Origin of the sequence: Streptomyces sp. NWU339 (assembly GCF_003143855.1) — a bacterium.
Classification (GTDB): Bacteria; Actinomycetota; Actinomycetes; order Streptomycetales; family Streptomycetaceae; genus Streptomyces.
The window spans coordinates 1-18,183 of record NZ_QFRK01000021.1 but is presented as its reverse complement, the minus strand read 5'-3'; the positions used below and the strand labels follow the sequence as shown (position 1 = coordinate 18,183).

The following is an 18,183-nucleotide window of genomic DNA, read 5'->3' as shown; positions in this document are numbered from 1 at the left end:
CTCTCCGAGGCCGGTCTGCGCTGTCTGGGCCACAATGGGGGGCCATCGGCATGATCCGCTTCAAGGCTGGAGCACCCCGCACGGGGCGGCCCAGGACCACCTCGTTGCATCCCGACCACTGCCCGCTGCGCCGGGCGCTCGCCCGCGGGCTGCCACCCACCGCTCTGAGCGCCATCGGCACCGGACTGGCGCTGCACGTCGGGCAGAGCCTGCTGAGGGAGCTGCGACGGACCCGCACGATCGCCCGCACCGCGCAGCGGAGGCTGCGGCCGCCGCCGCGCGTCGACGGACTGACGGTCGCCGCCGTCCAGCTCTCCGCCGACCGGGGTGCCCGGCTCGGCGGCGATCTGTATGAGGTGGGCGCCACCGAGTACGGCGTACGGGCGGTCATCGGCGACGTCCGCGGACACGGGCTCGGGGCCGTCCCCACCGTCACCGCCGTCCTCGGCTGCTTCCGCGCGGCCGCGTACGACGAACCCGACCTGGCCGGAGTGCTGCGCCGGCTGGAGCGGGCGATGGACCGGCACCTGCGGGAGCGGGCCCGCGCCGAGCACCTTTCGGCAGCCGTCGGCGCCGCCGACGGCCATCAGGTCGCCGAGGAGTTCGTCACCGTACTGCTGCTCGAGATCCTCCCGGACGGGCAGGTCCGGGCGCTCAACTGCGGGCACCCCTGGCCCCATCTGCTGAGCGGCGCGCGGGTCGAACCGCTCGCCCGTGCCGATCCGCACCCGCCGTTGGGCCCGTTCCCGCTGCCCGCCGAGCTCCCCACCGTCCCCTGCGGACGACTGCTGCCCGGTGACATGCTCGTCCTGCACACGGACGGAGCCGAGGACGCGCGGGACGCCGGCGGCCGTTTCTTCCCGCTGCCGGAGGTGCTCGCCGCCGCCGCGCGCGGGGCACCGCGTACACCGCAGGCGGTCCTGCGCACGGTCCTCACGGCGCTGACCCGCCACACCGGCGGCCCACCCAAGGACGACATCGCCCTCATGGTCCTCAGGAACGAGCGCCCGTCTCCGCGCGCCCCCTCGATCGCGCCGGAATCCCCGCGGCCGATCACGACGGACCCGCACGCGGCGAGCCACCAGCAGTTCCCCGCATAGCGTGCGCCCCCTCGCAGTGTGCGCGGGCAGCCGGCGGGGCCGTCCGCCCCGCCACGGAATGTCGGGCAGGCAGCTGGGCGGACGGCGCGGATACGGGCCGCCGCGCTGTACGAGGGGGAGCCGGCGGCCCGGCCGGCCTCTTTCGAGGCACCTCAGTCAACCGGCCGGGAACTCCCCGCGACAGCGCGCGCACACTGCGGATTCGGGCACTCCGTTCACACCCCGTGTGAACACCCGACCACTACTCTGTCGACACCGATCCTCCGGGGGACCTCATGCAGCCCAACACTCTGCTCGACGCGGTCCTGGACGAGGCCGGCATCTCGCACGCCGGTCTGGCCGCGCACGTCAACCAGGCCGGCCGGGCACGCGGACTGTCACTCAGGTACGAACACACCGCGGTGGCACGCTGGTTGAAGGGGCAGCGGCCCCGCGGCCAGGTGCCCGACCTGATCTGCGAGGTCCTGGCCGTCCGGCTGCACCGCCAGGTCACCCTCGACGACATCGGCCTCGGTGTCCCCGGCGGACCGTCCACCCCGCACCCCGGTTCGCTCTCCGGCTTCGTCGAGCGGGCCACCGCACTGTGGCGCTCCGACCAGCAGCGGCGTCCGCACGTACTGGGCGCGCCCGCGGTCACCGGCACCCCCGCCGTGATGCCCGTCTGGGAGTGGGAGAACCCGCCCGAGGACGTGGACGTCTCACGCGGTGGCCGGCACCGGGTCACACCGGGCGACCTGGACATGCTGCGCTCCGCCCGCTCCCACTACGAGCAGATGTACCGCAAGGCCGGCGGTGTCGCGACCCGCGCCCGCATCGTCGGTTTCCTCAACACCGAGGCCGCCCCGCTGCTGCGCGGCAGCTACACCGACTCCACCGGCCGTCAACTGCACCGGGCCACCGGCGGGTTGGTGGCGGTCGCGGGGATCTGCGCGTACGACTCCGACGCGCACGGCCTCGCCCAGCGCTACTTCCACCAGGGGCTCCGGCTGGCAAAGGCCAGCGGGGACCGTGGACTCGGCGCGTACGTGATCGCGCTTCTGGTCAACCAGTCGCTGTTCATGCGGGAGTACCGGCAGGCCGTCGCCTTCGCGGAGGCCGCGCTGCGCGCCGCGGGCAAGCACATCACCCCCGCCCTCGCCTCCGACCTGTACGCGATGCAGGCGAAGGCGTACGCGCACCTCGGCGACGGCACGAGCGCGCTGTCCTGCATCCGGCGCGCCGAGCAGGCCGCCGAGCGCATCCGGCGCGGCCACGAACCCGACGAGACCGGCTATGTCCAACCCGGCCTGGTCAACGTGCAGGTGGCGGAGGCGTTGCTCAGCCTCGGCGAGCTGGCCGCGGCGGGCGAGCACGCGGCCGCCGCCGTCGACAACCCCGCGCACGACCGGGGGCGGGTGCACCGGCTCGCCATGTTGAGCACCATCGAACTACGGCAGGGCAACGCCGACAAAGCGGTCGCCATCGCGGTGCAGATGGCCGAGCAGGCCCGTGGAATGGAGTCGCAGCGGCTGCGCGACAGGCTGCGCGCCGTGCGCGAGCACCTGGTGCGCAACGGCTGCGCCGGTACCGGCGAGGCGGCCGAACTCATCGACGGTGCCCTGCGCGTACCGCTGTAAGCCCGCCGCAGGTGGCCGCGGAGTGCGCCCGCGTCGCGCCGTCCGCTGCGTCGCGGGCGGCCTCCTGTGCGCCTGCTGCCGGACCGCTGCTGCTGCGATATTGCCACTCACTCAGCGGAAGGTGGCATAACCGTGCAATGGACGAAGCAGAACGAACAAATTGTGTACTCGAACCGCTGGTTCAGCGTCAATCTCGCGGATGTCGAACTACCGGACGGCCGGCATCTCGACCACTTCCTCATCCGGCTGCGGCCCGTCGCCGTGGCCACGGTGGTGAACGAGGCCAACGAGGTCCTCCTCCTGTGGCGTCACCGCTTCATCACCGACAGCTGGGGGTGGGAGCTCGCGGCCGGTGTGGTCGAGGACGGCGAGGACGTCGTCCGGGCGGCGGCCCGGGAGCTGGAGGAGGAGACCGGCTGGCGGCCCGGGCCCCTGCACCACCTCATGAGTGTGGAGCCGTCCAACGGGCTCACCGACGCCCGGCACCACATCTACTGGGCCGACGAGGGCGAATACGTCGGACACCCGGTGGACGACTTCGAGTCGGACCGCCGGGAGTGGGTGCCGCTGAAGGTGGTCCCCGACCTGGTCGCCCGCGGCGAGGTCCCGGCCGCCAACATGGCGGCCGCGTTACTGCTGTTGCACCATCTCAGGCTCGGCCAGGACAGCAGGCCCTGACGCCGACGGCCCGGCACCCGTCGGGGCGCCGGGCCACGAAGCGTCTCTCAGCCGTAGCTGTAGAAGCCGGAGCCGCTCTTGCGGCCCAGACGGCCCGCGTCGACCATGCGCTGGAGCAGCGGGGGAGCGGCGTACAGCGGCTCCTTGTACTCCTCGTACATCGAGTGCGCGACCGAGGCCACCGTGTCCAGGCCGATCAGGTCGGACAGCTTCAGCGGGCCCATCGGGTGGGCACAGCCCATCTCCATGCCGTTGTCGATGTCCTCACGGCTGGCGATGCCCGACTCGAACATCCGGATCGCGGAGAGCAGGTACGGGATCAGCAGCGCGTTCACGACGAACCCGGAACGGTCCTGGGCGTGGATCGCGTGCTTGCCCAGCACCTTCTCGGTGAAGATCTGCGCCCGGCTGATCGTGCCCTCGGAGGTGGTGAGCGCCGGGATCAGTTCGACCAGCTGCTGCACGGGGGCCGGGTTGAAGAAGTGGATGCCGATGACGTGGTCGGGCCGCGAGGTGGCGACCGCCAGCTTCACCAGCGGGATGGAGGAGGTGTTGGAGGCCAGGATGGCGTCCGGCCGGGTCACCACCTGGTCGAGCACCTGGAAGATCTCCGTCTTGACCTGCTCGTTCTCGACGACGGCCTCGATCACCAGGTCGCGGTCGGCGAACTCGCCGAGGTCCGTGGTGAAGCTCAGCCGGGCCTGGGCGGCCTCCAGCTCCTCCGCCGTGATCTTGCCGCGCTCGGCCGCCTTCGTGAGGGAGTTGTACAGCCGGGTACGGCCGATCTCCAGGGCCTCGCCGGTGGTCTCCGCGACCATCACGTGCAGTCCGGCGCGAGCGCACACCTCGGCGATTCCCGCGCCCATCTGGCCGCAGCCCACCACTCCGACGCGTTCGATGTCGGTCACATCGTCCCTTTCGCTTCCCTGCGCGGTTCGTCTGCGCTGTTACGGCTCTGTTCTACCGCTGTTCCGCCGCCCAGTTCCACGGCTCTGCTCTGCGACTTCGCTCTGCGGCTCCGGCAGGGGTGCCGGGTCGCGGCGTCCTGCTCCGTTCGTGCACGCTACCCGGCAGGATCGATGATCGATCGTGCGGGGCGGGCATGCTGAGCACGGAACGGTCCGTGATCGGGCGGATCGCGGCTTTTGTGGCAGGTGTGAAATGGGACGAGTGTCACGCAGGGCGTTCGCGACGGTGGCGCTGTCGGCAGCGACGATGATGACGGCGGCCTCGGCCACCCCGGCCCGGCCGGGCCCCGTGCCCTCGGGTGCGGCGGGGGGCCGGGGAGCGAGGGCGGGGGAGATGCGGGGCGTGTGGCTGGCGACCGTGGCCAACCGGGACTGGCCGTCGCGTCCGGGACTGAGCGCCGACCGGCAGCGGGCCGAGCTGATCGCCCACCTCGACACCGCCGTCCGCAACCGGCTCAACACCGTGATCCTCCAGGTACGGCCCACGGCCGACGCCCTGTGGCCGTCCCCGTACGAACCCTGGTCCGCGTACCTCACCGGCACCCAGGGCACGCATCCCGGCTGGGACCCGCTGGGCACCGCCGTCACCGAGGCCCACGCCCGCGGCCTGGAACTGCACGCCTGGTTCAACCCGTACCGGGTCGCCCCGCACACCGACCCCACCCGGCTCGCCGCCACGCACCCGGCCCGCCGGAACCCCGGCTGGGTGGTCCCGTACGGCGGAAAGCTCTACTACAACCCCGGGTTGCCCGAGGTCCGCGCCTTCGCCGTGGAGGCGATGCTCGACGCGGTGCGCCGGTATCCCGTCGACGCGGTCCACTTCGACGACTACTTCTACCCGTACCCCGTGCCGGGGCAGAGCTTCGACGACGACACCGCCTACGACGCCCACGGTGGCGCCTTCCCCGACCGGGCGGCCTGGCGGCGGGACAACATCGACCGGCTGGTGCGCGAGACGGCGGCCCGCGTCCGGGAGATCCGGCCCGGCACCCGCTTCGGCATCAGCCCCTTCGGGGTGTGGCGCAACGCGGCAACCGACCGGCTCGGCTCAGAAACCCGGGCCGGCGTGCAGACCTACGACGATCTGCACGCCGACACCCGCCGGTGGGCGCGGGAGAACTGGATCGACTACATCTGCCCCCAGCTCTACTGGAACATCGGCTTTGCCGCCGCCGACTACGCGAAGCTGCTGGCCTGGTGGTCCGCGGCCGTGGAGGGCTCCGGGACACAGCTGTACGTGGGCGAGGCGCTCTACAAGGCGGGCGACCCGGCGCAGCCCGCCCCCTGGCAGGATCCGGCCGAACTCTCCCGGCACCTCACGCTCGCCGAGGAGCACCCGCAGGTGCGCGGGCACGTCTTCTTCGCCGCCCGGGAACTGAGCACCGACCCGGTCGGCGCGATGGCGCGGGTGGTCGCCGACCACTACGGGCGGCCAGCGACACCCCCACGTTGATCCACCACCGGCGGTCGCCGGGTCATCGCTGACGGTTCTTGTGCCGGATCTCAGAATCGGGGCCGGGTGAGCACACGGCCTCGTGCCCGTCCTCGAAGCGGACGCGGTAGGGCGGGTCGCCCTTCTGGCCCATCACTTCGACGATCTCGGCCACCTTGTCGTGCTGACCGACCACCCTGCCGTGCTGGACAAGCTGGTCGCCCACAGTTGCGCGCATCGGGGTCTCCTCACCAAGTGCGGGAGCAGCGGTCCGTGGCTTCGAGTCTACGGCGCGGCGCGCCACCCGGCACGCCCCGCACGGGAGCGGCCCCGCGCTCCGGATTCCGGGCGGCGACCGCACGCTGCCTGCGACGAGGTGCTGGGATGAGTGAGGTGCCGGGGAAAGCACTCGTCCCAGCCGGGTGGCCTGCGAGTATTCGGCCATGAAGGCCATGTCTGCTCGAGTGAGGGCAGCGGGGCGAAGGGGCAGACGTTTCACCTCACTTGTCCGGCAGGTCGTGATCTGTGCTCCATGCCTGAGGGACGCTCGGTAACACCCCGGCCGGACCCCTTGATTTGCTCACCCCGGGGGGCCGACGATCGCCGCATGGCACTTCGGGTCACGTTCGTTGCCGCAGCGGGGAGCTCCTCGCGGCTGACCGAGCGTTTCGAGGACGACCGGCCACTCGACCGGGCCGGGTGGAGCGAGGTGCAGCGCGTCGCCCATGAGCTGCTGCCACTCGCCGCGGCCGACCTGCGCTACTGCTCGCCGAACCCGCGCAGCCGTGCCACCGGGGACGGGCTCGGCTACGCCCCGCTGGTCCAGCTCGCCCTGCGCGACTGCGACATGGGCCGCTGGCGCGGGCTGACCCTGGGCGAGGCGATGGCCCGGGAGCCGGAGGCCGTGGACGCCTGGCTCGCCGACCCGCGGGCCACCGTGCACGGCGGGGAGTCGCTGCTGGACTTCATCACCCGCGTGGGCGGCTGGCTGGACACCCGGCCGCTGGAGGAGAACTTCCGGGTGGTGGCGGTGGCCGAGCCCTCCGTGATCCGCGCCGCGCTGGTGTACGCACTGAAGGCGCCGCCCGCGACCTACTGGAACATCGACGTCCGCGCGCTGTCGCGGGTCAGCGTCACCGGGCAGGCGGGCCGCTGGAGCCTGCGCATCGAGGGTGTCTCCCCTCAGCGCACACGCCCGTAGCCGGTGTCCAGCTCCAGGTCCTTGGCCGGGCCGCGCACCCGCCAGAGGGTCCGCCAGTGGTCCTCGTCGCGGACGGTGAACTCGCCCCGGTAGAGGTCCGCGGCACAGGGGTGGTCGGCGACGTACCGGCCCGTCGAGAGATCCAGGTCGTGGAACGGCCGGCCGTCCGCGAACCGCACGTCCACCACGCCGCCGGGTCCGGGGAGGAAGCGCAGGGTGCGTTCGGCGGGCCGGGGGACACCCCGCCAGGTGAAGGTGCCGGACTCCTGGTGCAGCAGGCCGCCGCCCTCGAGCGGGCTGAAAAGCGTGGTTCCCTCGAAGCGCCCCAGGTCGCCGCTCGCGAGGTCCCGCACGGTCCGGGTCACCCGCCAGCGTCCGCCGAGATAGGTCAGTGCGTCCGGTACCGGCCAGAACTCGCCCATTCCGTCGCGTTCCCCCTTGTGTCCGTCGCCGCACGCACCATTGACGTGCTCCTGCCTCCTCCCTATCTTGCCGTTCGAAGTGCTGACCGTCGCTCGAAATATCGAACAACCTGAATGGTCCAGTGAAGCTCCACCCCTCCCAGAGAGCCGCGGAGTATCCATGTCACGCACCGCCCGCACCCGCACTCGCGCCCATCTCAGAACCGGTCTCACCGCCACCGCGTTACTGACGGCCGCGGCCCTGCCGCCCGCCCCCGCGCACGCCGAGGACGTCACCGACTACACGATCACCGTCGACCCGGGCGCCGAGGGCGCCGCGATCGGCGACACGATGTACGGCGTCTTCTTCGAGGACATCAACCGGGCCGCCGACGGCGGGCTGTACGCCGAACTCGTGCAGAACAGGTCCTTCGAGTACTCCACCGCCGACCACGGCTCCTACACACCCCTGACCTCCTGGACGGTCGGCGGCACGGCCGAGGTGCGGAACGACTCCGGCCGGCTCAACGAACGCAACCGCAACTACCTCTCCCTGGCGGCGGGTTCCTCCGTCACGAACACCGGCTACAACACCGGCCTCCGGGTGGAGCGGGGCAAGCGCTACGACTTCTCCGTCTGGGCCAGGGCCGAGAGAGGCACCACCCTCACCGCCACGCTCAAGGACGCCGTCGGCGAGCTCGGGACCGCCCGACGGGTGGCCGCCAAGGGCGACTGGGTTCAGTACAAGGCCACTTTCACCGCGACCCGCACCAGCAACCGCGGCCGTCTCGCCGTCGCCTCCTCCGGCGACGCGGCCCTCGACATGGTGTCCCTGTTCCCGCGCGACACCTACAAGAACCAGCCGAACGGCCTGCGCAAGGACCTCGCCGAGAAGATCGCCGCCCTGAAACCCGGCTTCGTGCGCTTCCCCGGCGGCTGCCTGGTCAACACCGGCTCCATGGAGGACTACAGCGAGGCCTCCGGCTGGCAGCGCAAGCGCTCCTACCAGTGGAAGGACACCGTCGGGCCGGTGGAGGAACGAGCCACCAACGCCAACTTCTGGGGATACAACCAGAGTTACGGCCTCGGGTACTACGAGTACTTCCGCTTCGCCGAGGACGTCGGCGCGATGCCGCTGCCCGTCGTGCCCGCCCTCGTCACCGGATGCGGCCAGAACCGGGCCACTGACGACGAGGCGCTGCTGAAGCGGCACATCCAGGACACCCTGGACCTGATCGAGTTCGCCAACGGCCCGGCGAACTCGACCTGGGGCAAGGTGCGCGCCGAGATGGGGCACCGCAAACCCTTCGGCCTCACCCACATCGGGGTCGGCAACGAGGAGAACCTGCCGCACGAGTTCTTCGCCCGCTTCCAGCGCTTCCGGGCCGCCATCGAGGCCGAGTACCCGGACATCACCGTCATCTCCAACTCCGGCCCGGACGACTCCGGCACGACCTTCGACACCGCCTGGCAGCTCAACCGCGAGGGTGACGTCGACATGGTCGACGAGCACTACTACAACAGCCCGCGCTGGTTCCTGCAGAACAACGACCGCTACGACTCCTACGACCGCGGCGGCCCGAAGGTCTTCCTCGGCGAGTACGCCTCACAGGGCAACGCCTGGAAGAACGGCCTGGCCGAAGCCGCGTTCATGACCGGCCTGGAACGCAACGCGGACGTCGTCGAACTCGCCTCGTACGCGCCGCTGCTCGCCAACGAGGACTACGTCCAGTGGTCGCCGGACATGATCTGGTTCAACAACCACGCCTCGTGGGGCTCGGCCGACTACGAGGTCCAGAAGCTGTTCATGACCAACGTCGGCGACCGCGTGGTCCCCTCGGAGGCGAGCGGCACACCGGACGTCAGCGGTCCCCTCACCGGTGCCGTCGGCCTGTCGACCTGGGCCACCAGCGCTGCCTACGACGACGTACGGGTGACCGCCGCCGACGGGACGCCGCTGCTCGGCGACGACTTCTCCGACGGCGCCGCGCAGTGGACGCACACCGGGGGCGGCAGCTGGACCGTCCAGGACGGGCAGTACCTCCAGACCGACGCGACCGCCGAGAACACCATGGTCACGGCGGGCGACCCGGCCTGGCAGAACTACGACCTGCACGTGAGGGCGACCAAGAAATCCGGCAAGGAAGGTTTCCTCGTCGCCTTCGGGGTCAAGGACACCGGCACCTACTACTGGTGGAACCTGGGTGGCTGGAACAACACCCGGTCCGCGGTCGAACAGGCCGTGGACGGCGGCAAGTCGACGCTGATCTCCAAAGCTGGTTCGATCGAGACGGGCCGCGCCTACGACATCGACATCAAGGTGCGCGGCCGCCAGGTGACCCTCTACCTCGACGGTCAGGAATGGGGAGGTTTCACCGACGACAAGCCGGCCGAGCCGTTCCGTCAGGTCGTCACCGAGGACGACCGGACCGGTGACCTGATCGTCAAGGTCGTCAACGCCCAGCCGGCCGAGGCCCGCACGGCGATCGACCTCGGTGGCGTGAGGACCGCCTCCACCGCCCGGGTCACCACGCTGGCCGCCGACGCGGACGCGGTGAACACCGAGACGGACACGCCGGTGACCCCGGTGACGTCCACGCTCCGGGGCGTGTCCGACAGGTTCACGTACACGTTCCCGGCGCACTCGGTGACGTTCCTGCGGATCAAGCAGCGGTAGTGGTCAGGGTGCGGGCCGCCGTCACGGAGACGGCGGCCCGCACCCGGCGCCGACCGGGGTACCGCCCGCCGGGTCAGTGGCGCAGCAGCAGGGTGACGCCGGCCACCACGGCGCCGAGCACGACCGCGGCGACGCCGTACGTGAGGCGGTGCGTGCGCAGCCAGGGCAGCAGCCGGTCCACGGCGATCCGGCCGGGGCCGGTCAGGGCGAGCGCCACCGCGGCCAGGGTGATGAGGAGCTCGTACTCCACGCCCTCCGGGGCGAAGAAGCCGCCGCCCCACTTCACGGCGATCGCGTTGACCAGCGTGCCGGCGACGGCCGCTGCGGCGAGCGGGGTGAACAGACCGAGCGCGAGTCCGAGCCCGCCGAGGGTCTCGGTGAGCCCGGCCACGACGGCGAACGCCTCGGGCGAGGGGTAGCCGAGGGACCCGAAGAACATGCCGGTGCCCTCGACACCGCCCCCGCCGAACCAGCCGAACAGCTTCTGGGCGCCGTGCACGGCCATCGTCAGACCGAGCACGAGACGCAGGACCAGCAGACCGATGTCGTAGGCGCGGGCGGGGGCGGCGGGGCCCTCCTGGCCGGACGTCGCGGCGGCGGGGCGGGACAAGGTGGTGGCACTGGCCATGGGGGGACTCCTCGGAAGGGGACGGCGAAGACGGTGGGGGCGCCGCGCGGCACTGAGCGACGCCCGCCCCGACAAACTTGAAGCTTCAAGCTAACCCAGCCATGACCCTTGCTTCAACTTTCAAGCAGTGCGAGTACGCTCGACCGTGCTCGGCCCCGAGCCGAAACCCGTGTCTGCCCCACGCCACCCAAGGAGCCGCCGCCATGCCCCACACCGCCGCACCCACGGTCGGCTGGTCCGTCGAACCCGACCGCAGGCCCGGCACGCCGCTCGTCGTCGCCCTGCACGGGCGGGGAGCGGACGAGGCGTCGTTCGCGCAGCTCGCGCCGCATCTGCCGCAGGAGGCCACGATGGCCTTCGTGCGCGCCCCGCTGGCCGAGGGCGGCGGATACGCGTGGTTCGCCAACCGGGGGATCGGGCGCCCCCTGCCCGACTCCATCGCGGCCACCGCCGACTGGCTCTTCCGCTGGCTCGACACCGAGGCCGCCGGCCACACGTCGGTCTCACTGCTCGGCTTCTCCGGCGGCATGGCCATGGCGGGCGGCCTGCTGCTCGCCCGCCCGGAGCGGTTCGCCGCCGCCGTCCTCCTGTCCGGCACCCTGCCGTGGGACGCGGGTCTGCCCGAGGAGCAGGGCCGCCTGACCGGGGTGCCGGTCTTCTGGGGCCGCGACACCGCGGACCAGGTGATCCCCGCCGACCTCGTCACCCGGACCGGCGCCTGGCTCCGCGAGGAGTCCGGCGCACACCTCGAGGAACGCCGCTACCCGGGCCAGGGCCACGGCATCACCCTCCCGGAACTGGCGGACGCCTCGGCCTTCCTGCGGCGCGCGTGGGAGGGTGCGGCCTGAGGGGGACGAGGCCTGGGGCGGTGGAGAGAGGACCCGCTGCCCGCCTTCGCAGGTCCCTGCGTGCTGTGCTCGATGTGAATCAGATTGCCGCAGATACCGTCCAGGACCGCAGGGGTGGCCTGGCCTATTTCCAGCGGCTCCTGGGTGAATCCGCCATAGCCGACACCACAGGCAAGTGGCGGCTTGCTTCTCAAGCGGGGTACGGACGAGCGCTCGCGCGACGAGGTGAACGGTGCGCACACGTCTGGTCGCTGTACGTCGCTCGTCGGTGCGTGTGGGCGGGGCGGAGCGTGTCGCTTCGACGCGGAGCCGCGTTGACGGGAGAGGCGGTGATGATGCACATGAGCGATCTGATGGGACGGGCTGTCGAAGAGCCCGGTACGGAGGAAGGCGAACGGGATGCGGGGGCAAGCTCCGGCATCCTGCGTGTCTTCGGGCGGCAGCTGAAGCGGTTCCGGGGCCGGGCGGGCCTGGAACGGCCTGAGTTCGGTTCGATGACGGGTTACTCGGCCTCGACGATCGCCGCGTACGAACAGGGCCGCCGGATCCCGCCGCCGAAGTTCATCGATCAGGCGGACGAACTCCTGGACGCGGGCGGTGTCCTCCAGGAGATGAAGGAGGAGATCGCGCGGGCGCAGTATCCGGCGTTCTTCCGGGACGCGGCGCGGCTGGAGGCGGAAGCGGTCGAACTGCACGTGTACGCGAATCAGGCGGTACCGGGGCTGCTGCAGACGGAGGAGTACGCGCAGGCGGTGTTCGGCATGATGCGTCCGCCACTCGACGAGGACGCCATTGCCCGACGAGTCGCGGCACGCCTGGCGCGTCAAGAGGTCTACGGCAAGAGCCCTCAGCCGCTGATGAGCTTCGTCATCGACGAGTCCGTGCTGCGAAGGCCGATCGGCGGCCGGGAGGTGTTGCGTGGCCAGTTGGAACACATTCTGCTGGCTGGGCGGAAGCCGACGGTTGAGATCCAGGTCATGTCGCTGGGGAGCGAGGAGAATGCTGGAATGGCCGGTCCCTTCACCTTGATCGAGACGGCCGAAGGGCGCAGGATCGCTTATGTCGAGGTTCAGAACGTCAGCCATGTACACACTGAGCGACGGCCCGTGAAGGGCCTTGAGGTCAAGTACGGCATTCTGCGAGCACAGGCGCTCACGCCTCGGGCGTCGCTCAGCCACGTTGAGAAACTGCTGGGGGAGCTATGAAAGCCAGGGCACGGGAGCACACGTCTGGGCTTCTGTGGGTCAAGAGCAGCTACAGCAGTGAGGAAGGCGGCGAGTGCGTCGAGGTGGCGTCCTGCCCACACGCAATCCATGTACGCGACTCCAAGGACATACGCCGCCCCGGTGTCTCGGTCCACCCCGCAGCCTGGTCGGCGTTCGTCGGGTTCACGTCCCTGTAGGGCCTGTCTCTGCGGTCTGTTGACCCCTGCCCCTGGCACGGTGTCAGGGGCAGATGCAGGATGACCTCCGTGGATCAACTCCTGTGCGGGCTCGCCGCCAATCCGGCCCTGCCGGCCGAGCTGGTCGACCGACTGATCGCGGTCGCGGACGACGACATCGCCGAGAGCCTCGCGGCTCGGAAGGATCTCAGCCGTGCGCAGGCGGCCGCGGTGGCCGCGCGCGTTCCGGAGAGCGGTGTGCGGCTTGCGTACAAAGGCCTGCTGACCGTCGCCGACGTCGATCCGGTGACACAGCCGCGTGCCGCCCTCGCCCTGCTCGAAAAGCGAGCCGGCACCCCGGAATGGGCACGCCGCTTCGCAGCCGATCCGGTTCTGGAGCACCGGGAGAAACTCGCCGCCTGCCCCGGCCTTCCGGCGGATGTGAGGGAGACTCTCGCCGCGGACTCGGATATCCGCGTCGTCACGGAGCTGGCGTTGTGGACCACGCCCGACATGACCACCAGACTTGCCGGCCATCCGCACGCCGAGGTCCGCCGTGCGGTGGCCGCCAACGAGGCGACGCCCCCGGACGTACTTGCAGCGCTCATCGGCGAGGAGCTGCCTCCGCCGCGTCGATGCCTGGTCTGCGACCGTGAAGCGCCGCCCTTCGTGCATGAGCCGCAGTGTCCGCGGCCCGACTGCGATCTGCCGCCGGGCGCCTCCTGCGACGGTTCCCACGAGTCCACGATGTGTGAGATCCAGGAGGCCGCGTTGCGGAATCCGGGGACACCCACCGAAGCGGTGGTCGGTTTCGTGGACCATCCTTCGATGCTGCTGCGCTGGACGCTTGCCACGCGCCCCGGTCTGCCCACGGAGGTGTACCGGCGACTGGCCGCAGACCCTGTCCCCGGTGTCCGGGCCGACCTCGCCGGGAACCCCGCGATCGACGTCGCTCTGATGCGTACCCTGGCCGACGACCATGACCACGACGTACGGCGCAGGCTCGCGGGCAACCCGAATGTGTCGCTCGACGTACTCGTCCACCTGGCCGACGACACCAGGATCGGCGCCAGTCTGCTGCCACGGATCGCTGCCGCGTCGCCCGGTGAGGTTCGGCAGCTGGCCCAGTCACCGAACCCGGCCGTGCGCATGCTCGTGGGTCAACGACGCGACCTACCGCCTGAGATCCGCGACGCGCTGGCCGGTGACGTCGACGCGAAAGTGGCCAAATCCGTCGCTCCGCACCCGGGCCTCACCGAAGTTCAGTTGCGCGCCATGCTCGACCGCCACGGAGTCCGGGTCCTGGCCAAGGTGGCGGCCAACCCGGAAGCGAGTCCGGCGTTGCTGGAGCACCTGACCCGGCACGAACCACCGGCGCAGAAGGCCTTCCGCGAGATCGCCCGGCACCGGAACGCGACAGCCCGAGCACTGCTCGCCTGCCTGGCGGACAGGCAAGCGAGACCCATGGCGGCCGTCCATCCGACTCTCCCGCCGCCGGTCATCGTGGAACTGCTCACCGACGCCGACTCGCAGGTGGTGGAAGCGGCGGCGGCCAACCCGGCGCTGCCGCTTGCCGTGATGTCAGACCTCGTTCCCCAGCTGTGAATGCCCCGCCTGCCCTGCCGAACGCTCGGCCTCACCCGTTTGAGGGCCGCCTACCGACTGGAGTGCTCAGGCTTGAACCTACGTCAACCCGCTGCGACAAAAACGGCTTCGTCGGCAAAGCCGGTACGGGCATGATCACTCAAGTGCATGGAGAAAGCGACCATCGAGGGCGCGAGCGGTACGAGCTCACGGACACAGACCATGGCCACATCTGGGGTGTGTGCGAGACAGTGGACGGGCTGTTCGGTGAGCCCCGGCGCGGGACGTACGAACTGTTCGGCTGGATTCCGGAGAACGGCGACGTGCGGGGCTGGGTGGGCAGCAGGGTGTGGCTGGTACCGGATGACGGGGCACTCGAACCCTGGCTGCTGGAGGACGCGGAGAGCCTCGGACTGCTTCCCGGATCGGACAGTCTCGTTCTCACCGGCCAGGACGACTACGAAGGCCCGCCCGGGGGATACCGGGGCCCCGTTCGTGTGCATGACGGGAGTCGGTGGCTGGGCTCCTGCCGGGAATACGCCCGCGTCCTGCCGCCGGAGAGAACGGCGCCCCCACTCGTCCTGCAAGGGCTGGCCCAGGGTGATCGACTGAGAACGGCACTGAGGACGGGCACCCGGCGGGCGCTGGACCTGGAACAGGCCGCGCTGGAGATACGGGATGCCCGAGGCGAACCGCTCACCGATCGGTTGTTGTGGACCACCGTCCGTGGCTGGGGCCCGTCCTCCTACGGGGCGGACCTGATCGACCTGGAGCTCGACGGAGAGTTCTTCACCCCTGTTCCCACGTACGCGCACTCAGTTTGGGAACGATGGCTCGCCGGGCCGCCGGACACCCTTGGCGCCTGGGCCGGACTCGACACGCGGCGTCGCGAGGTCTGGCTCGACCTGGCCCGGGACCGGGCCTGCCGTCGTACCCACCGTGACCGGCGGACTGGCCACGCCTACGAACTCGACGGCCGGCAGATCACCGACGAACCGGGCCTCTACCTGGCGCTCGGCGAGGCGGTGAACGGGCCGGGCGGCTATTTCGGAGGCTGTCTCGACGCCCTCACGGACTGCCTGCGCGGCTCCTTCGGTTACACGGCCCCCGCGACCTTGCTCTGGCGGCACTCCGCGACCGCACGCGAGTACCTGTCCCGGACCCTGACACCTCGTGGCCGGCCCTTGGACCTGTTCGCCGAGGTCCTCGACGTCCTGGCCGAGGGCGGCATGCGGGTCAGCCTGGTGTGATGCGTGGCCGGCCGTCCACGTCCGAACCGAGCGCCTCGGCCCAGCCGGCCCGTGCTGTCGGCTGAAGCGTTCGTACCGTTCGACGGCCACGGGCCCGGTGCCGTGTTCACCCCTGCTCCCGCTCCACCGGGAGCCACAATTCGGCGTCGGCTTCGGCCTTGTCCGGTGATAGGCGGGTGCGCAGGAGCTCCGGGCCGGGGCGGCTGCGGTACGGGTTCGACGGGAACCACTGGGTGAACACGTCCCGCCACAGCTCCTGGATGGCCTGCGGGGCCGGCCCGGAGGTGGTGAAGACCGCCCAGGTGCCGGTCGGGACGGCCAGTGACGTGGTTCCCTCGGGGGCGGCCGCCGACGTGATCACCCCGTGGTAGTAGTCGAGTTCGGTGCCCTCGGCGCGGCTGGGGTCCAGGTCGTCGCAGACCGCGACGATGCCCTGGGGCTCCTGGTCCGACAGTTGCTCCAGGCGCTCCACGGTCCGCGGTTCGATGCCGCGGACGAAGTCGATGATCGCCTGGTTCGGCCCCGAGTGCACCAGTGGCACCCGGGCTTTGAGGCCGACAACGGTGAAGGCCGGACGGTCGATCACGCGATAGCGCATGCTGCTGCTCCCTTCGACGGTGAGGCGGAAGGTCAACCGGGGCTGGGAGACGAGCGCGCAGCCGGTGCGCCGGGCCTCGCCCGGACCGACACCGTGCATGGCGCGGAACGCCCGCGCGAACGCCTCCCCCGAGCCGTAGCCGTAGCGCACCGCGATCTCCAGCAGCGACTCACGGCCGGCGAGCACCTCGGCACCCGCGACGGTCAGCCGCCGACGCCGGACGTACTCCGACAACGGCATGCCCGCCAGCGCGGAGAACATCCGGCGCAGGTGGTATTCCGAGGTCATCGCGGTGCGTGCCAGCCCCGCCACATCGACGGGCCGGTCGAGACCGTGCTCGATCTGCTCCATGGCCTGGTTGAGCCGCTCCAGCACGCCCGGTCTCCTTCCTTCTTGTTCCTTCTTGCTTGCGATCGACACGCTAGGCGGCACGCGTCCCGCCGGACCCGACATCCTGTGCCCGATCGAGTCGGGTGCGCATGCCGGCCCCGCCACGACGCTCTCACCCGGTACTCCCTGTGCGGCATTGCATAAACGTGCGGATATACGTATAGTCATGCCATCGAGGAGGAGGTTTTCGTGAGCGTACGGGTGGCTGTGGCCGGGGCCAGTGGATATGCGGGTGGGGAGCTTCTGCGCCTGCTGCTGGCGCACCCCGGGGTGGAGATCGGTGCGCTGACCGGGAACTCCAACGCCGGGCAGCGGCTCGGGAGCCTGCAGCCGCATCTGGTGCCGCTCGCCGAGCGGGTGCTGGAGGCGACCACGGCCGACGTGCTCGCCGGGCACGATGTCGTCTTCCTCGCCCTGCCGCACGGGCAGTCCGCCGCCGTCGCCGAGCAGCTCGGGCCGGAGGTGCTCGTGGTCGACATGGGCGCCGACCACCGGCTCGCCGACGCCGCCGACTGGGAGCGGTTCTACGACTCCCCGCACGCCGGCACCTGGCCCTACGGCCTGCCCGAACTGCCGGGCGGCCGCGCCGCGCTGGAGGGGTCCAAGCGCATCGCGGTGCCCGGTTGCTACCCGACCGCCGTCTCGCTGGCCCTCGTCCCGGCCTACACCGCGGGGCTCGCCGAGGCCGAGGCGGTGATCGTCGCAGCCTCCGGCACCTCCGGCGCGGGCAAGGCGGCCAAGCCGCACCTGCTGGGCAGCGAGGTCATGGGGTCGATGTCGCCCTACGGCGTCGGCGGCACCCACCGGCACACCCCCGAGATGATCCAGAACCTCAGCGCGGCGGCGGGGGAGCGGGTCTCCGTCTCCTTCACGCCGACCCTCGCGCCGATGCCCCGCGGCATCCTCGCCACGTGCAGTGCCAAGGCCAGGCCCGGGGTCACCGCCGAGTCCGTCCGGGCCGCCTACCAGAAGGCGTTCGCCGACGAGCCCTTCGTCCGGCTCCTCCCCGAGGGCCAGTGGCCCGCCACGGCGGCCGTCTACGGTTCCAACGCCGTCCAGATCCAGGTCGCGTACGACGAGGCCGCGGGGCGGATCATCGCGATCAGCGCCATCGACAACCTCACCAAGGGCACCGCGGGCGGCGCTCTGCAGAGCATGAACATCGCCCTCGGGCTCGACGAGTCCACCGGACTGACCACGATCGGAGTCGCGCCGTGAGTGTGACGGCAGCAAAGGGATTCACGGCGGCCGGCATCGCCGCCGGGATCAAGGAGAACGGCAATCCGGACCTGGCCCTCGTGGTCAACAACGGGCCGCGCCGCGCCGCGGCGGGCGTCTTCACCGCCAACCGCGTCAAGGCCGCACCCGTGCTCTGGTCCGAGCAGGTGCTCAAGGGCGGCCAGGTCGCCGCCGTCGTCCTCAACTCCGSTG

18 protein-coding genes are annotated in these 18,183 nt (G+C 71.0%); 13 read left to right on the top strand and 5 right to left on the bottom strand.

Annotated features, from left to right (window positions below):
• Positions 1–50: 50 nt before the first annotated feature.
• From DIZ27_RS23485 to DIZ27_RS23475, 3 genes are all read left to right on the top strand, one after another.
• Positions 51–1,100, top strand: a complete 1,050-nt coding sequence (locus tag DIZ27_RS23485) for a PP2C family protein-serine/threonine phosphatase (protein WP_109380435.1) — start codon at positions 51–53, stop codon at positions 1,098–1,100.
• A 275-nt stretch (positions 1,101–1,375) separates the two neighbouring features.
• Positions 1,376–2,716, top strand: a complete 1,341-nt coding sequence (locus DIZ27_RS23480) for a transcriptional regulator (RefSeq protein ID WP_109380434.1) — start codon at positions 1,376–1,378, stop codon at positions 2,714–2,716.
• A gap of 132 nt (positions 2,717–2,848) precedes the next feature.
• Positions 2,849–3,394, top strand: coding sequence for an NUDIX hydrolase (locus tag DIZ27_RS23475; RefSeq protein ID WP_219933643.1), 546 nt, complete (start codon positions 2,849–2,851; stop codon positions 3,392–3,394).
• Between the two features lie 47 nt (positions 3,395–3,441).
• On the opposite strand, the gene DIZ27_RS23470 is transcribed toward DIZ27_RS23475, so the two are convergent.
• Complete coding sequence (locus DIZ27_RS23470; RefSeq protein ID WP_109380433.1) at positions 3,442–4,302, bottom strand: 3-hydroxybutyryl-CoA dehydrogenase; 861 nt, start codon at positions 4,300–4,302, stop codon at positions 3,442–3,444.
• Positions 4,303–4,555: 253 nt separating this feature from the next.
• Between DIZ27_RS23470 and DIZ27_RS23465 the strand changes: the two genes are divergently transcribed.
• Positions 4,556–5,815: a glycoside hydrolase family 10 protein gene (locus DIZ27_RS23465; RefSeq protein ID WP_181383657.1), complete on the top strand. Its 1,260-nt coding sequence runs from the start codon at positions 4,556–4,558 to the stop codon at positions 5,813–5,815.
• Between the two features lie 22 nt (positions 5,816–5,837).
• On the opposite strand, the gene DIZ27_RS23460 is transcribed toward DIZ27_RS23465, so the two are convergent.
• Positions 5,838–6,032: a DUF1918 domain-containing protein gene (locus DIZ27_RS23460; RefSeq protein WP_109380432.1), complete on the bottom strand. Its 195-nt coding sequence runs from the start codon at positions 6,030–6,032 to the stop codon at positions 5,838–5,840.
• Between the two features lie 369 nt (positions 6,033–6,401).
• Between DIZ27_RS23460 and DIZ27_RS23455 the strand changes: the two genes are divergently transcribed.
• Positions 6,402–6,995 carry a histidine phosphatase family protein gene (locus DIZ27_RS23455; RefSeq protein WP_109380431.1) on the top strand — a complete coding sequence of 198 codons (594 nt, stop codon included), beginning with the start codon at positions 6,402–6,404 and terminating at the stop codon, positions 6,993–6,995.
• Here DIZ27_RS23455 and DIZ27_RS23450 read toward each other — a convergent pair.
• Entirely contained in the window at positions 6,977–7,417 is a 441-nt protein-coding gene (locus DIZ27_RS23450) for a DUF6314 family protein (protein WP_109380430.1), read from the bottom strand. The genes DIZ27_RS23455 and DIZ27_RS23450 overlap by 19 nt on opposite strands.
• A gap of 160 nt (positions 7,418–7,577) precedes the next feature.
• Between DIZ27_RS23450 and DIZ27_RS23445 the strand changes: the two genes are divergently transcribed.
• Positions 7,578–10,073, top strand: a complete 2,496-nt coding sequence (locus tag DIZ27_RS23445) for an alpha-L-arabinofuranosidase C-terminal domain-containing protein (RefSeq protein WP_109380429.1) — start codon at positions 7,578–7,580, stop codon at positions 10,071–10,073.
• Between the two features lie 73 nt (positions 10,074–10,146).
• On the opposite strand, the gene DIZ27_RS23440 is transcribed toward DIZ27_RS23445, so the two are convergent.
• Positions 10,147–10,701 carry a DoxX family protein gene (locus DIZ27_RS23440; protein WP_109380428.1) on the bottom strand — a complete coding sequence of 185 codons (555 nt, stop codon included), beginning with the start codon at positions 10,699–10,701 and terminating at the stop codon, positions 10,147–10,149.
• Between the two features lie 203 nt (positions 10,702–10,904).
• Here DIZ27_RS23440 and DIZ27_RS23435 point away from each other — a divergent pair, with 203 nt between their 5' ends.
• The 5 genes from DIZ27_RS23435 to DIZ27_RS23410 all read left to right on the top strand — a co-directional run bounded on the left by DIZ27_RS23435 (position 10,905) and on the right by DIZ27_RS23410 (position 15,764).
• Positions 10,905–11,549 carry an alpha/beta hydrolase gene (locus DIZ27_RS23435; RefSeq protein ID WP_109380427.1) on the top strand — a complete coding sequence of 215 codons (645 nt, stop codon included), beginning with the start codon at positions 10,905–10,907 and terminating at the stop codon, positions 11,547–11,549.
• Between the two features lie 341 nt (positions 11,550–11,890).
• Positions 11,891–12,754, top strand: coding sequence for a helix-turn-helix transcriptional regulator (locus DIZ27_RS23425; RefSeq protein WP_109380534.1), 864 nt, complete (start codon positions 11,891–11,893; stop codon positions 12,752–12,754).
• The gene (locus DIZ27_RS23420; protein ID WP_109380426.1) at positions 12,751–12,951 is read left to right on the top strand and encodes a DUF397 domain-containing protein; all 201 of its coding nucleotides are present in this window, start codon (positions 12,751–12,753) and stop codon (positions 12,949–12,951) included. The genes DIZ27_RS23425 and DIZ27_RS23420 overlap by 4 nt, the downstream gene beginning before the upstream one ends.
• A 69-nt stretch (positions 12,952–13,020) precedes the next feature.
• Positions 13,021–14,535, top strand: coding sequence for a hypothetical protein (locus DIZ27_RS23415; RefSeq protein WP_109380425.1), 1,515 nt, complete (start codon positions 13,021–13,023; stop codon positions 14,533–14,535).
• 131 nt (positions 14,536–14,666) lie between these two features.
• Positions 14,667–15,764 (top strand): barstar family protein, encoded by a 1,098-nt coding sequence (locus tag DIZ27_RS23410; protein ID WP_109380424.1) that lies wholly within the window; start codon positions 14,667–14,669, stop codon positions 15,762–15,764.
• Between the two features lie 106 nt (positions 15,765–15,870).
• Here DIZ27_RS23410 and DIZ27_RS23405 read toward each other — a convergent pair whose 3' ends face one another.
• A complete protein-coding gene (locus DIZ27_RS23405) occupies positions 15,871–16,737 on the bottom strand; it encodes an AraC family transcriptional regulator (protein WP_109380423.1) in 867 nt (288 codons plus the stop codon).
• Between the two features lie 204 nt (positions 16,738–16,941).
• Between DIZ27_RS23405 and argC the strand changes: the two genes are divergently transcribed.
• Positions 16,942–17,970, top strand: coding sequence for an N-acetyl-gamma-glutamyl-phosphate reductase (argC, locus tag DIZ27_RS23400; RefSeq protein WP_109380422.1), 1,029 nt, complete (start codon positions 16,942–16,944; stop codon positions 17,968–17,970).
• On the top strand, positions 17,967–18,183 hold a 217-nt coding region (locus tag DIZ27_RS23395), incomplete at its 3' end, for a bifunctional ornithine acetyltransferase/N-acetylglutamate synthase (RefSeq protein ID WP_181383656.1). The genes argC and DIZ27_RS23395, both read left to right, overlap by 4 nt.